Below are 14,169 nucleotides of genomic sequence, written 5' to 3'. Positions count from 1 at the left end.
TTGTCGCTTGGCGGCAAGGCCGCTCTGAAAACTGTCCTTACAATCCCTGCATCGCCCGCCAGTTCCAGGCAGGCGTTCCTCTTCAGGAGACTCCGATGTCCGTTGAGCAAGCCCCGGTGCAACGTGCCGATTTCGACCAGGTCATGGTTCCCAACTACGCCCCTGCTGCGTTCATCCCCGTGCGCGGCGCAGGTTCGCGCGTATGGGACCAGGCGGGTCGCGAGCTGATCGACTTTGCCGGCGGCATCGCGGTCAACGTATTGGGCCACGCCCATCCGGCGCTGGTCGGTGCATTGACCGAGCAGGCCAACAAGCTGTGGCACGTCTCCAACGTCTTCACCAATGAGCCGGCCCTGCGCCTGGCCCATAAGTTGATCGACGCCACGTTTGCCGAGCGCGTGTTCTTCTGCAACTCGGGCGCTGAGGCCAACGAGGCCGCATTCAAGCTGGCCCGTCGCGTGGCGTTCGACCGTTTCGGCAGCGAGAAGTACGAGATCATTGCCGCGCTGAACAGCTTCCACGGCCGTACCCTGTTCACCGTCAACGTCGGTGGCCAGTCGAAGTACTCCGATGGTTTCGGGCCTAAAATCACCGGCATCACCCACGTCCCTTATAACGACCTGGAAGCGCTGAAAGCCGCCGTATCGGACAAGACCTGCGCCGTGGTGCTGGAACCGATCCAGGGCGAAGGCGGCGTACTGCCGGCCGAACTGGCTTACCTGCAAGGTGCCCGCGAACTGTGCGACGCCAACAATGCGCTGCTGGTTTTCGACGAAGTGCAGACCGGCATGGGCCGCAGCGGCCATCTGTTTGCCTACCAGCACTACGGCGTGGTGCCCGACATCCTCACCAGCGCCAAGAGCCTGGGCGGCGGTTTCCCGATCGCGGCGATGCTCACCCGTGAAGACCTGGCCAAGCACCTGGTGGTCGGTACCCACGGCACCACCTACGGCGGCAACCCGCTGGCGTGCGCAGTGGCCGAAGCGGTCATCGACGTGATCAACACCCCTGAGGTGCTGGCCGGCGTCAACGCCAAGCACGACCTGTTCAAGGCGCGCCTGGAGCAGATCGGCAAGCAGTACGGCATCTTCACCGAAGTGCGCGGCATGGGCCTGCTGATCGGTTGCGTACTGAGCGATGCGTTCAAAGGCAAGGCCAAGGACGTGTTCAACGCGGCCGAGAAAGAAAACCTGATGATCCTGCAAGCCGGCCCCGACGTGGTGCGTTTTGCGCCGAGCCTGGTGGTGGAAGACGCGGACATCAACGAAGGCCTGGATCGTTTCGAGCGTGCGGTAAAAACGCTGACCCAAGCCTGATAGCGACACCTTCTGCCGGCTGGACTGGGTCAAAAATGTGGGAGGGGCGGTGCGACGATTCGACTTGCCCCCTCCCACACTGGAATATGCCCCACATGAAGATATGGGGTGTTCCTGACCTGTTCGGTATTTTTTTCCTGTGAGTTCTAGAGTTAAGGAGTGACACCATGCTGGTGATGCGCCCCGCGCAAATGGCTGATCTGGGCGAGGTACAGCGTCTGGCTGCGGACAGCCCGATTGGTGTCACCTCCTTGCCGGATGATGTGGAACGCCTGAGCGACAAGATCGCCGCCAGCGAAGCGTCCTTCGCGGCCGAGGTGAGTTTCAACGGTGAAGAAAGCTATTTCTTCGTGCTGGAAGACACCGAGACCGGCAAGCTCGCCGGCTGCTCGGCCATTGTCGCCTCGGCCGGTTACTCGGAGCCGTTCTACAGTTTTCGTAACGAGACCTTCGTGCACGCCTCCCGCGAGCTGAAGATCCACAACAAGATCCACGTGCTTTCCCAGTGCCATGACCTCACCGGAAACAGCCTGCTCACCAGCTTCTACGTGGTGCCGGAGCTGGTCGGTTCGCCGTGGTCGGAACTCAATTCCCGTGGCCGCCTGTTGTTCGTCGCCAGCCACCCCGAGCGCTTTGCCGACTCGGTGGTGACCGAGATTGTCGGCTACAGCGACGAGAACGGTGATTCGCCGTTCTGGGATGCCATCGGCCGCAACTTCTTCGACCTCAACTACGCTGCCGCCGAGCGCCTGTGCGGGCTGAAAAGCCGTACGTTCCTCGCCGAGCTGATGCCGCATTACCCGATCTACGTGCCGCTGTTGCCGGACGAAGCCCAGGAAGCCATGGGCCAGGTGCACCCGCGTGCGCAGATCACCTTCGACATCCTGATGCGCGAAGGCTTCGAGACTGACCACTACATCGACATCTTCGACGGCGGCCCAACGCTGCACGCACGGGTCTCGGGCATTCGCTCGATCGCCCAGAGCCGTGTGGTGCCGGTGAAGATCGGCGAGATGGTCAAGGGTGTCGGCCGCCAGTACCTGGTGAGCAACGCGCAGTTGCAGGATTACCGCGCGGTGATGCTGGAGCTGGACTACGCGCCGGGCAAACCGGTGACCCTGGACCTGGCAGCCGCCGAAGCCCTGGGTGTTGGTGAAGGTGCGAGTGTGCGCCTGGTAGCGGTATAAACAGAGTGTCGCGGGTGGCTGGCAGCAGCGGCCCGTCTGAGGAGATAGCATGATCGTTCGTCCCGTACGCAGCAGCGATTTACCGGCCCTGATTGATCTGGCGCGCAGCACCGGCACCGGCCTCACCACCTTGCCGGCCAACGAAGAGCGCCTGACCCACCGGGTTGGCTGGGCGGAAAAAACCTTTCGTGGCGACGCCGGGCGCGGTGATGCCGACTACCTGTTCGTGCTGGAAAACGACGAAGGTCGCGTGGTGGGGATTTCCGCCATCGCCGGTGCCGTCGGCCTGCGCGAGCCGTGGTACAACTTCCGGGTCGGCCTGACGGTCAGCGCCTCCCAGGAACTGAATATCTACCGTGAAATTCCGACGCTGTTCCTGGCCAACGACCTCACCGGCAATTCCGAGCTGTGCTCGTTGTTCCTGCATGCCGATTACCGCAACGGCCTCAACGGCCGCATGCTGGCCAAGGCGCGCCTGCTGTTTATCGCCGAGTTCCCACAGCTGTTTGGCAACAAGATCATCGCCGAGATGCGTGGCGTGTCCAACGACGCCGGGCGTTCGCCGTTCTGGGAAAGCCTGGGCCGGCACTTCTTCAAGATGGAATTCAGCCAGGCCGACTACCTGACCGGCGTGGGCAACAAGGCGTTTATCGCTGAGCTGATGCCCAAGTTTCCGTTGTACAGCTGCTTCCTTTCCGAGGACGCGCGCAACGTGATCGGCAAGGTCCACCCGGACACCGAGCCGGCGTTGAGCATGCTCAAGAGCGAAGGCTTCAGCTACCAGGGCTACGTCGATATTTTCGACGCCGGCCCGGCGGTGGAGTGCGAGACCGCCAAGATCCGTGCGGTGCGCGACAGCCAATCATTGGTGTTGGCCATCGGCACACCGGGGGACGACGCCACGCCGTTCCTGATCCATAACCGCAAACGCGAAGATTGCCGCATCACCGCCGCACCGGCGCGCCTGGCGGCAGGCACGCTGGTGGTCGATCCGCAAACCGCCAAGCGCCTGCAACTGGTGGTGGGTGATCAAGTGCGTGCCGTACCGTTGTCTGCTGCTCGGGAGTCGAAATAATGAATTCGTTGTATATCGCAGGTAGCTGGCTGGCTGGCCAGGGTGAGCTGTTTGAATCGCGTAACCCGGTGACCCAGCAGGTGCTGTGGGTCGGTAATGGCGCCACGGTCGAGCAGGTCGAGTCGGCCGTGCAGGCCGCGCGCCAGGCGTTCCCGGCCTGGGCCCGGCGCCCGCTGGAAGAGCGCATCAGCGTGCTGGAAGCCTTCGCCGCGAGCCTGAAAAGCCGCGCCGATGAAATCGCCCGCTGCATCGGCGAGGAGACCGGCAAGCCGCTGTGGGAGTCGGCCACCGAAGTCACCAGCATGGCCAACAAGATCGCGATCTCGGTGCAAAGCTACCGCGAGCGTACCGGCGAGAAGAGCGGCCCCCTGGGCGACGCCACCGCCGTATTGCGCCACAAGCCCCACGGCGTGGTGGCGGTGTTTGGTCCTTACAACTTCCCCGGTCACCTGCCCAACGGGCATATCGTCCCGGCGTTGCTGGCGGGTAACACCGTACTGTTCAAGCCCAGCGAGCTGACCCCGAAAGTCGCCGAGCTGACCGTGCAGTGCTGGATCGACGCCGGTTTGCCGGCGGGCGTGTTGAACCTGCTGCAAGGTGCGCGCGAGACCGGCATTGCGTTGGCCGCCAACCCCGGTATCGATGGGTTGTTCTTCACCGGTTCCAGCCGTACCGGCAATCATCTGCACCAGCAGTTCTCCGGGCGCCCGGACAAGATCCTGGCCCTGGAAATGGGCGGCAACAACCCACTGGTGGTGGACGAGGTGGCCGACGTGGATGCGGCGGTCTACACCATCATCCAATCGGCGTTTATCTCCGCCGGCCAGCGTTGCACCTGTGCCCGTCGCCTGCTGGTGCCGGAAGGCGCCTGGGGCGATGCGCTGCTGGCGCGGCTGGTGGCGGTGAGTGCGACGATTGAAGTCGGCGCGTTCGACCAGCAACCGCCGCCGTTCATGGGCTCGGTGATTTCCCTGGCAGCGGCAAAAGCCCTGATGGAGGCCCAGGAACTGATGTTGGCCAATGGCGCCGTGGCACTGTTGGAGATGACCCAGCCCCAGGACCAGGCCGCCTTGCTGACCCCAGGCATCATCGACGTAACCGGCGTGACCGAGCGCGAAGACGAAGAGCTGTTCGGCCCGTTGTTGCAGGTGATCCGCTACGCCGATTTCGCGGCGGCGATTGCCGAAGCCAACAACACCCAGTACGGCCTGGCCGCGGGCCTGTTGTCCGATTCCGAGGTGCGTTACAAGCAATTCTGGCTGGAAAGCCGTGCTGGCATCGTCAACTGGAACAAACAGCTGACCGGCGCCGCCAGCACCGCGCCATTTGGTGGGGTAGGGGCCTCGGGCAACCATCGCGCCAGTGCGTATTACGCGGCGGATTATTGTGCGTACCCGGTGGCGTCGCTTGAAACGCCAAGCCTGGTGGTACCGGCCACGCTAACCCCCGGCATTACGCTGATCTAAATGTGGGAGGGGGCTTGCTCCCGATGGCGATGTGTCAGTCACCTGATTGATCAACTGACAGACTGCTATCGGGAGCAAGCCCCATCCCACACTGGATTTGTGGTGTGTTGAAGATTTTTGAAGCCTATAAAAACAGATGTTCGTGGAGCCTCGCCGATGAAATCCTATGAAGTCAATTTTGACGGTCTAGTGGGGCCGACCCATAACTACGGCGGTTTGTCCTTCGGCAACGTCGCGTCCCAGAGCAACAGCCAGCAGCATTCCAACCCCAGGGAAGCGGCGTTGCAGGGCCTGCAGAAAATGAAAGCCCTGATGGACATGGGCTTTGTGCAAGGCGTGCTCGCGCCCCAGGAGCGTCCGGACGTAGCGGCGTTGCGCAACCTCGGTTTCAGCGGCACCGACGCCCAGGTCATCCAGCAGGCGGCCAAGCAGGCCATGCCGTTGTTGGTCGCCAGTTGCTCGGCATCGAGCATGTGGGTGGCCAACGCCGCCACCGTCAGCCCGAGCGCCGACACGGCAGATGGCCGCGTGCATTTCACCGCCGCCAACCTCAATTGCAAATACCACCGCAGCATCGAACACCCCACCACCAGCCGCGTGCTGGGGGCGATGTTTGCCGACCAGAAGCACTTTGCCCACCACGCCGCGTTACCGGCGGTGGCGCAGTTCGGCGACGAAGGTGCGGCCAACCACACGCGTTTCTGCCGTGAGTACGGCGACGCGGGCGTGGAGTTTTTCGTGTTCGGGCGCAGCGCGTTCGACCCCCGTTACCCGGCCCCGCAGAAGTACCCGGCGCGCCAGACCCTCGAAGCCTCCCAGGCCGTCGCCCGCCTGCATGGCCTGAAGGATGAAGGCGTGGTCTACGCCCAGCAGAACCCGGCGGTGATCGATGCCGGCGTGTTCCACAACGACGTGATCGCGGTGGGCAACGGCGAGGTGCTGTTCTATCACGAGGACGCATTCCTCAATACCGAACAGATGCTGGCCGAGTTGCAGGGCAAGTTGGGCAAGCTGGGCGGCAACTTCCAGGCGGTGTGTGTGCCGCGTGCCCAGGTCAGCGTCGAGGACGCGGTGCGTTCCTACCTGTTCAACAGCCAGTTGCTGACCCGCGCCGACGGTTCGATGTTGCTGATCGTGCCGGAGGAGTGCCGCGCCAACGAGCGCGTCTGGCAGTACCTGCAAGGCCTGACGGCGTCCGCTGGGCTGATCCGCGAAGTCAAAGTCTTCGACCTCAAGCAAAGCATGCAGAACGGCGGAGGCCCGGCGTGCCTGCGCCTGCGCGTGGCCCTGAACGAAACCGAGCTGGCAGCGGTGAACCCAGGGGTTATCATGACCGCGCCGTTGTACGACACACTGACCCAATGGGTCGACAAGCACTACCGCGACAGCCTGCGCGAAACCGACCTGGCTGACCCGCAATTGCTGCTTGAGTGCCGGACGGCACTGGATGAACTGACGCAAATCCTTAAACTGGGCTCGGTTTATCCTTTCCAGATCAATTAACGCCACCTCTTTTTACACCCTATGGCTGAGAATTATTTATGAGCACCGACACCCTGCAACTGATCCTTGAAGACACCGACGGTACCCAGCTGGAAACCTCCTGCACCCGCGTCGCCGTGGTCTGGCAGGGCAAGGAAATCTGGATCCAGCACGACGGCCGTGGCCAACTGCTGATCGGCGTGGACGTGGAAGAAGGCGACGCCGAATACGCCAACCTGTTGATGCGCCCCCTGGCCACCAACCTGATGAGCCTGCAACTGGAAATGGAACCGGCCGACGTTGAAGGTGATGACGACGATCACGTCCATGGCCCAGGCTGCAACCACTAAGGAAGCTGCGTATGCTCGCCCTCGGCAAACTGCTTGAACTGACCCTCGCCGGTCGCGAACCGGCGCAAAAAATTCAACTGACTGTCGACGGCGTGCAGATGCGCTGGCTCAGCGAGGGCGCACTCGAAGTGCGCCCGCCGCAGGCAACGGACAATGGCAGCGACCTGCTGCTGTCGTCCGGCATCCATGGCAACGAAACCGCGCCGATCGAATTGCTCGACCGCCTGTTGCATGGCATCGCCCGTGGGGAGATCAAGCCCCGCACCCGTATTCTGTTCCTGTTCGGCAACCCTGAGGCCATGCGCCGCGGCGAGCGTTACCTTGAACTGGACGTCAACCGGCTGTTCAACGGCCGGCATGAAAAAAACATCGGCCCCGAAGCCATGCGCGCCGCCGAGCTTGAACAACTGGCCCGCAGCTTCTTCAGCTTGCCTGGCCGTTCGCGCCTGCATTACGACCTGCACACCGCCATCCGCGGCTCGAAGATCGAGCAGTTTGCGCTGTACCCCTGGAAGGAGGGGCGCCAGCATTCACGTCACGAACTGGCGCGCCTGAACGCCGCTGGCATGGAAGCGGTGCTGCTGCAGAACAAGAGCTCGATCACCTTTACCGCGTTTACCTATGAGCAGCTGGAGGCCGAGGCTTTCACCCTGGAACTGGGCAAGGCACGGCCGTTCGGGCACAACCAGGGCGTGAATGTCTCCCGCCTGGAGCTGCGCCTCAAGCAGATCATCGAAGGCACCGAGCCTGAGACTGACAGCCTGGACGGGTTGAAATTGTTCGCCGTGTCGCGGGAAGTCATCAAGCACAGCGATGCATTCCTGCTGCACTTGCCGGCGGACGTGGAAAACTTTTCGGAATTGGAAAAGGGTTATCTGCTGGCCGAAGACGTGGCCAAGACCCGTTGGGTGATCGAGGAGGAGGGGGCGCGCATCATCTTCCCCAACCCGAAGGTGAAGAATGGCTTGCGGGCGGGGATATTGATTGTGCCAACCACAGAGGCCGGGTTGGCGTAGATCTGAGCCTTAACCTGGTCCAAATGTGGGAGGGGTGTAGCCCCCTCCCTCATCTTGTTTTGCAGTGTTGCTTAGACCGCTACCGCCCGTGGCTCGCTGCGACGGATCGCCCGCACCTTGTGCAGGGTGTCGGCGCATGTACGTGCAGCTTCCTGGCCCTTGTGCACGAAGTGCTCATGGAAGAACGCGGTGTGTTCGCTGCCGGCATGGAAGTGATGCGGCGTCAGGGACACCGAGAACACCGGCACTTCGGTTTCCAGCTGCACCTGCATCAGGCCGCTGACCACCGACTGGGCCACGAACTCGTGACGGTAGATCCCGCCGTCCACCACCAGCGCGGCGGCCACGATACCGGCGTAACGACCGGTCTTGGCCAGCAGCTTGGCGTGCAGGGGCATTTCAAAGGCGCCGCCGACTTCGAAGAAATCGATGTCCGATTCCTGGTAGCCCTGGGCGATCATTTCGGCGAGGAAGCCTTTGCGGGATTGGTCGACAATATCCTTGTGCCAGCAGGCCTGGATAAACGCGACGCGCTCGCCGTGATGGTTTTTGCTTTTGCTGTCGATTGCGGTGGGTTGCATGTTCTGACTCCTGTTTAAGAAAAAAACAGGGCGTTATGAATCGAATGGGATTTAAGGGTACGAACCGCCGAGTCATGCAGGCATGCGCTCGGCGTGCGGCCCTTAGGTGCCAATCCCGTTCTCTCTTCATCCGGACTATGACCGTCGGCCCCGGGATCACACCGGGTCTGCTGACCTTGTCGCCGTCCTGCGTGAGCAGTTCGAGGCGCCAAGCGCTCGCGGGCTATGCACCTTGCGTGCAATTACCGCCGGTGGGGAATTGCACCCCGCCCTGAGAACGTTGCCACCAGAACCCTGGTGGCGGAGAGTTTTTAACATGGTTTTTCATAAACTGCACGAGCGTCGTATCGATAAGCTATATCGGTTTGTTTGGTTGGTATTCGATTGAGAACGCGTGGGGCTTGATATTCCGCGGCTTTGCCCGCAGTAATCATCCTCATAAGAATCTTAATGAACCCCTTCGAGGCTTGTTTCATGTCTGTGATCGACCTGCGCAGCGACACCGTGACCCAACCCACCGCCGGCATGCTCGACGCCATGGCCAATGCCGCCAGCGGCGATGACGTCTACGGCGAAGACCCCAGCGTCAACCGCCTGGAGGCCGAGCTGGCCAAGCGCCTGGGCTTTGCGGCCGCGCTGTTCGTGCCCACCGGCACCATGAGCAACCTGCTGGCGCTGATGGCCCACTGTGAGCGTGGCGAGGAGTACATCGTCGGCCAGCAGGCCCACACCTATAAATACGAGGGCGGCGGCGCGGCCGTGCTGGGTTCGATCCAGCCGCAGCCGCTGGACGTGCAGGCGGATGGCTCCCTCGACCTGAATCAGGTGCTCGAGGCCATCAAGCCCGACGACTTCCACTTCGCCCGCACCCGCCTGCTGGCCCTGGAAAACACCATGCAGGGCAAGGTGCTGCCGCTGGACTACCTGGCGAAGGCGCGGGCGTTTACCCGCGAACATGGCCTGGCCCTGCACCTGGATGGCGCGCGACTCTACAACGCGGCGGTCAAGCTTGGGGTCGATGCGCGGGAGATCGCCCAGCATTTCGACTCGGTGTCGGTGTGCCTGTCCAAGGGCCTCGGTGCGCCGATCGGCTCGGTGCTGTGCGGCTCCACGGCGTTGATCGCCAAGGCACGCCGTTTGCGCAAGATGGTCGGCGGTGGCATGCGCCAGGCCGGTTCCCTGGCGGCAGCAGGGCTGTATGCCCTGGATCACCAGGTGCAGCGCCTGGCCGACGACCACGCCAATGCGCAATGGCTGGGCGATGAGCTGCGCAACGCCGGTTACGCGGTGGAGCCGGTGCAGACCAACATGGTCTACGTGCAGATCGGCGACCAGGCCCAGGCCTTGAAGACGTTTGCCGCCGAGCGTGGGATCAAGTTGAGTGCTGCGCCGCGCCTGCGCATGGTGACGCATCTGGATGTGAGCCGGGCGCAGATCGAGCAAGTGCTCAAGGCATTCGTCGATTTTTCGCGCAAATGAGTGTGCAGACCGTCTAATTGAACCTCTCTATCGCATAAACACGCTGTACCACCGGCAAAGGGCCGATATAATGCGGCCTTTTGCCGTCGCTCCGTCTGATGATGTTGCGCACTGGCCTTTGGCCGCAGCCTCCGTGGAAGAACCTATGAAAAGCGCAGAAATCCGTGAAGCCTTCCTTCGCTTCTTCGAAGAGCAAGGTCACACCCGTGTCTCCTCCAGCTCCTTGATCCCAGGCAATGACCCAACCCTGCTGTTCACTAACGCGGGGATGAACCAGTTCAAGGACTGCTTCCTGGGCCAGGAAAAACGCGCCTACACCCGCGCCACCAGCAGCCAGAAGTGCGTGCGTGCCGGCGGCAAGAACAGTGACCTGGAAAACGTCGGCTACACCGCCCGCCACCACACGTTCTTCGAGATGCTGGGTAACTTCAGCTTTGGCGATTATTTCAAGAAAGACGCGATTACCTTCGCCTGGACCTTCCTGACCGGCGTGTTGAAGCTGCCCAAGGAAAAACTCTGGGTGACCGTCTACGCGACGGACGACGAAGCGTATGACATCTGGACCAAGGAAATCGGGGTGCCCGTCGAGCGCATGATTCGTATCGGCGACAACAAGGGCGCGCCTTACGCGTCCGATAACTTCTGGACCATGGGCGACACCGGCCCATGCGGCCCCTGCACCGAGATTTTCTACGATCACGGCGCCGACATCTGGGGTGGCCCACCGGGCTCGCCGGAAGAAGACGGCGACCGTTACATCGAGATCTGGAACAACGTGTTCATGCAGTTCAACCGCACCGCCGATGGCGTGCTGCATCCGCTGCCAGCGCCTTCGGTAGACACCGGCATGGGTCTGGAGCGGATCAGTGCGGTGATGCAGCACGTTCACTCCAACTACGAGATCGACCTGTTCACCAACCTGTTGAGCGCGTCGGCCGCAGCCATTGGTTGTGCCAATGAAAGCCAGTCGTCCCTCAAGGTGGTGTCGGACCACATCCGTTCCTGCGGTTTCCTCATCGCCGACGGTGTACTGCCGTCCAACGAAGGCCGTGGCTACGTGCTGCGTCGTATCATCCGTCGCGCCTGCCGTCACGGTAACAAGCTGGGCGCCACTGGCAGCTTCTTCTACAAGATCGTGGCCGCGCTGGTTGCCGAGATGGGCGATGCCTTCCCGGAACTCAAGCAGCAGCAGGACAACATCGAGCGTGTGCTCAAGGCTGAAGAAGAACAGTTCTCCAAGACCCTGGAGCACGGCCTGAAGATTCTGGAGCAGGACTTGGCCGAGCTCAAAGGCACCGTGGTGCCGGGCGATGTCGTGTTCAAACTGTACGACACCTATGGCTTCCCGATGGACCTGACCGCCGACATCGCCCGTGAGCGCGAGCTGACCGTCGACGAAGCCGGGTTTGAGCGTGAGATGGAAGCCCAGCGCGTGCGCGCCCGTTCCGCCAGTTCCTTTGGCCTGGACTACAACACCCTGGTCAAGGTTGACGTGCCCACCGAGTTCACCGGTTACAAGGCGACCGTCGGCGCGGCCAGGATCGTTGCCATTTATAAAGACGGCAAGTCGGTCGACGTGTTGAGCGAAGGCGAAGAAGCGGTTGTGGTCCTGGACCAGACGCCGTTCTACGCCGAATCCGGTGGCCAGGTCGGTGACTGTGGTTTCCTGAGCTCGACCTCCGGTCGTTTCGAGGTGCGCGACACCACCAAGACCGGCGGTGCGTTCCTGCATCACGGCGTGCTGGTGCTGGGCAACCTGACGGTCGGTGCGCCGGTGGACACCCAGGTCGATGCCGACGTACGCCATGCCACCGCGCTGAACCACTCGGCCACGCACTTGCTGCACGCCGCGCTGCGCCAGGTGCTGGGCGAGCACGTCCAGCAGAAGGGGTCGTTGGTCGACAGCCAGCGCCTGCGTTTCGACTTCAGCCACTTCGAAGCGATCAAGCCTGAGCAGATCAAGGCCCTGGAAGACATCGTCAACGCTGAGATTCGCAAGAACTCCCCGGTAGAAACCGAAGAGACTGACATCGAGACGGCCAAGGCCAAGGGCGCCATGGCGCTGTTCGGCGAGAAGTACGGCGACAACGTGCGCGTGCTGAGCATGGGCGGCGACTTCTCGGTGGAGCTGTGTGGCGGTATCCACGCCAACCGTACCGGCGATATCGCCCTGCTGAAGATCATCAGCGAAGGCGGCGTGGCGTCGGGTGTGCGTCGTATTGAGGCGGTGACCGGCGCTGCGGCCCTGGCCTACCTGAATGCGGCTGAAGAACAACTCAAGGAAGCGGCCAGCCTGGTCAAGGGCAGTCGCGACAACCTGATCGACAAGTTGTCCGCCGTTCTGGAGCGCAACCGTGCGCTGGAGAAACAGCTGGAGCAGTTGCAAGCCAAGGCGGCCAGCGCTGCGGGCGACGATCTGTCGGCTTCGGCCGTTGACGTCAAGGACGTGAAAGTCCTGGCTGCACGCCTGGACGGTCAGGACGGCAAGGCGCTGTTGGCCCTGGTCGATCAGTTGAAGAACAAGCTCGGCCGCGCAGTGATCCTGCTCGGCAGTGTCCATGAGGAGAAGGTCGTGCTGGTTGCCGGTGTAACCAAGGACCTGACTGGCCAACTCAAGGCCGGTGATTTGATGAAGCAAGCCGCTGCGGCAGTGGGCGGGAAGGGCGGCGGTCGTCCGGACATGGCGCAAGGCGGTGGTGTAGACGCCAGTGCCCTGGACGCGGCCCTGGCCCTGACCGTGCCATTTGTCGAGGCAGGTATTTAAGGCACTGTTAACCTGCCCGTGGTCTAGTCACGGGCTGTTCTGTGCTGGTTGATTGGATATTAGGCGCCCCTTTACGGGCTGAGGCGGCTTGGAAATGGCTTTGATCGTACAGAAATTTGGAGGCACCTCGGTCGGCTCTGTCGAAAGAATCGAGCAGGTGGCCGACAAGGTTAAGAAATTCCGCGATGCCGGTGACGACCTGGTCGTGGTGCTGTCGGCCATGAGCGGCGAGACCAATCGCCTGATCGAACTGGCCAAGGCCATCAGTGGCGAGCAACAGCCGCTGCCGCGTGAGCTGGATGTGATCGTGTCCACCGGCGAGCAGGTGACCATCGCCTTGCTGGCCATGGCCCTGAACAAGCGTGGCGTGCCTGCCGTGTCCTACACTGGCAGCCAGGTGCGCATCCTCACCGACAGCGCGCACACCAAGGCGCGGATCCTGCAGATTGACGACCAGAAAATTCGCACTGATCTGAAAGCCGGTCGCGTGGTAGTTGTAGCGGGCTTCCAGGGTGTGGACGAGCACGGCAACATCACCACCCTCGGGCGTGGCGGTTCTGACACCACCGGTGTGGCCCTGGCTGCGGCCCTCAAGGCTGACGAGTGCCAGATCTACACCGATGTGGATGGCGTCTACACCACCGACCCGCGTGTGGTGTCCGTGGCCCAGCGCCTGGACAAGATCACCTTTGAAGAGATGCTGGAAATGGCCAGCCTCGGTTCCAAGGTGTTGCAGATCCGCGCGGTGGAGTTCGCCGGCAAGTACAACGTTCCGCTGCGCGTATTGCACAGCTTCAAGGAGGGTCCGGGCACCCTCATTACTATTGATGAAGAGGAATCCATGGAACAGCCGATCATTTCCGGCATCGCTTTCAACCGCGATGAAGCCAAGCTGACGATCCGTGGCGTGCCAGACACCCCGGGCGTGGCCTTCAAGATTCTGGGCCCTATCAGCGATGCGAATGTTGAAGTCGACATGATCGTGCAGAACGTCTCGCACGATAACACCACCGATTTCACTTTCACCGTGCACCGCAACGAGTACGATGCGGCGTTGAAAATCCTGGAGAACACCGCGAGCGAAATTGGCGCCCGTGAAGTGGTCGGCGATACCAAGATTGCCAAGGTCTCGATCGTAGGTGTGGGCATGCGTTCCCATGCCGGCGTTGCCAGCCGCATGTTCGGGGCTTTGGCCAAGGAAAGCATCAATATCCAGATGATCTCTACCTCGGAAATCAAAGTCTCGGTGGTGATTGAAGAGAAGTACCTGGAGCTGGCTGTACGCGCGCTGCATACCGCTTTTGAGCTGGATGCTCCGGCCCGACAGGGCGAGTGATGCAATGCCAGGAAGGCGCGGTTTACCGCGCCTTTCATTTTTTTGTAGGGCGCATGGTCTTTTGCGTGCGCTCGACAATACTTAGGCCGTTAGGGCTATGGCTATCGAGTCGTAGGT

At 61.9% G+C, this 14,169-nt stretch carries 11 protein-coding genes and 1 riboswitch; of the genes, 10 read left to right on the top strand and 1 reads right to left on the bottom strand.

Going from position 1 to position 14,169, the window contains the following annotated elements:
- Positions 1–95 precede the first annotated feature (95 nt).
- The 7 genes from BLW22_RS22585 (at position 96) to astE (ending at position 7,892) form a co-directional block, all read left to right on the top strand.
- On the top strand, positions 96–1,316 hold the full coding sequence (locus BLW22_RS22585; protein ID WP_027607765.1) for an aspartate aminotransferase family protein: 1,221 nt from the start codon (positions 96–98) through the stop codon (positions 1,314–1,316).
- A gap of 167 nt (positions 1,317–1,483) precedes the next feature.
- Positions 1,484–2,503 (top strand): arginine/ornithine succinyltransferase subunit alpha, encoded by a 1,020-nt coding sequence (gene aruF / locus BLW22_RS22580; protein ID WP_003175655.1) that lies wholly within the window; start codon positions 1,484–1,486, stop codon positions 2,501–2,503.
- Between the two features lie 49 nt (positions 2,504–2,552).
- A complete protein-coding gene (astA, locus tag BLW22_RS22575; protein WP_027607767.1) occupies positions 2,553–3,578 on the top strand; it encodes an arginine N-succinyltransferase in 1,026 nt (341 codons plus the stop codon).
- Positions 3,575–5,044: a succinylglutamate-semialdehyde dehydrogenase gene (astD, locus tag BLW22_RS22570; RefSeq protein ID WP_162494273.1), complete on the top strand. Its 1,470-nt coding sequence runs from the start codon at positions 3,575–3,577 to the stop codon at positions 5,042–5,044. Before astA ends, astD begins: the two co-directional genes overlap by 4 nt.
- Before the next feature lie 156 nt (positions 5,045–5,200).
- The gene (gene astB / locus BLW22_RS22565) at positions 5,201–6,547 is read left to right on the top strand and encodes an N-succinylarginine dihydrolase (RefSeq protein ID WP_065926192.1); all 1,347 of its coding nucleotides are present in this window, start codon (positions 5,201–5,203) and stop codon (positions 6,545–6,547) included.
- Positions 6,548–6,585: 38 nt separating this feature from the next.
- Positions 6,586–6,876 carry a hypothetical protein gene (locus BLW22_RS22560; RefSeq protein WP_027607770.1) on the top strand — a complete coding sequence of 97 codons (291 nt, stop codon included), beginning with the start codon at positions 6,586–6,588 and terminating at the stop codon, positions 6,874–6,876.
- Positions 6,877–6,887: 11 nt separating this feature from the next.
- The gene (gene astE, locus BLW22_RS22555) at positions 6,888–7,892 is read left to right on the top strand and encodes a succinylglutamate desuccinylase (RefSeq protein ID WP_065926191.1); all 1,005 of its coding nucleotides are present in this window, start codon (positions 6,888–6,890) and stop codon (positions 7,890–7,892) included.
- Positions 7,893–7,963: 71 nt separating this feature from the next.
- Here the strand turns inward: astE and BLW22_RS22550 are convergent, their stop codons facing one another.
- On the bottom strand, positions 7,964–8,473 hold the full coding sequence (locus tag BLW22_RS22550; RefSeq protein ID WP_065926190.1) for a 6,7-dimethyl-8-ribityllumazine synthase: 510 nt from the start codon (positions 8,471–8,473) through the stop codon (positions 7,964–7,966).
- Between the two features lie 113 nt (positions 8,474–8,586).
- Positions 8,587–8,756: riboswitch (FMN riboswitch) on the bottom strand.
- 191 nt (positions 8,757–8,947) lie between these two features.
- Between BLW22_RS22550 and ltaE the strand changes: the two genes are divergently transcribed.
- From ltaE to BLW22_RS22535, 3 genes are all read left to right on the top strand, one after another.
- Complete coding sequence (gene ltaE / locus BLW22_RS22545) at positions 8,948–9,952, top strand: low-specificity L-threonine aldolase (RefSeq protein ID WP_074848228.1); 1,005 nt, start codon at positions 8,948–8,950, stop codon at positions 9,950–9,952.
- Between the two features lie 145 nt (positions 9,953–10,097).
- Positions 10,098–12,716 carry an alanine--tRNA ligase gene (gene alaS, locus BLW22_RS22540; protein ID WP_065926189.1) on the top strand — a complete coding sequence of 873 codons (2,619 nt, stop codon included), beginning with the start codon at positions 10,098–10,100 and terminating at the stop codon, positions 12,714–12,716.
- A 94-nt stretch (positions 12,717–12,810) separates the two neighbouring features.
- Positions 12,811–14,052, top strand: coding sequence for an aspartate kinase (locus BLW22_RS22535; protein ID WP_027607775.1), 1,242 nt, complete (start codon positions 12,811–12,813; stop codon positions 14,050–14,052).
- Positions 14,053–14,169 lie beyond the last annotated feature (117 nt).

The sequence above is a fragment of the Pseudomonas marginalis genome (assembly GCF_900105325.1).
In the GTDB taxonomy this organism is placed as follows: domain Bacteria; phylum Pseudomonadota; class Gammaproteobacteria; order Pseudomonadales; family Pseudomonadaceae; genus Aquipseudomonas; species Aquipseudomonas marginalis.
This window is presented reverse-complemented; position numbering and strand designations above follow the sequence as displayed.

Bases quoted from the DNA above. Each gene is read 5' to 3' on its own strand.
- astE (WP_065926191.1), top strand. From the start codon at position 6,888: ATGCTCGCCCTCGGCAAACTGCTTGAACTGACCCTCGCCGGTCGCGAA.
- BLW22_RS22560 (WP_027607770.1), top strand. From the start codon at position 6,586: ATGAGCACCGACACCCTGCAACTGATCCTTGAAGACACCGACGGTACC.
- alaS (WP_065926189.1), top strand. From the start codon at position 10,098: ATGAAAAGCGCAGAAATCCGTGAAGCCTTCCTTCGCTTCTTCGAAGAG.
- astB (WP_065926192.1), top strand. From the start codon at position 5,201: ATGAAATCCTATGAAGTCAATTTTGACGGTCTAGTGGGGCCGACCCAT.
- astA (WP_027607767.1), top strand. From the start codon at position 2,553: ATGATCGTTCGTCCCGTACGCAGCAGCGATTTACCGGCCCTGATTGAT.
- ltaE (WP_074848228.1), top strand. From the start codon at position 8,948: ATGTCTGTGATCGACCTGCGCAGCGACACCGTGACCCAACCCACCGCC.
- BLW22_RS22585 (WP_027607765.1), top strand. From the start codon at position 96: ATGTCCGTTGAGCAAGCCCCGGTGCAACGTGCCGATTTCGACCAGGTC.
- BLW22_RS22550 (WP_065926190.1), bottom strand. From the start codon at position 8,473: ATGCAACCCACCGCAATCGACAGCAAAAGCAAAAACCATCACGGCGAG.
- BLW22_RS22535 (WP_027607775.1), top strand. From the start codon at position 12,811: ATGGCTTTGATCGTACAGAAATTTGGAGGCACCTCGGTCGGCTCTGTC.
- aruF (WP_003175655.1), top strand. From the start codon at position 1,484: ATGCTGGTGATGCGCCCCGCGCAAATGGCTGATCTGGGCGAGGTACAG.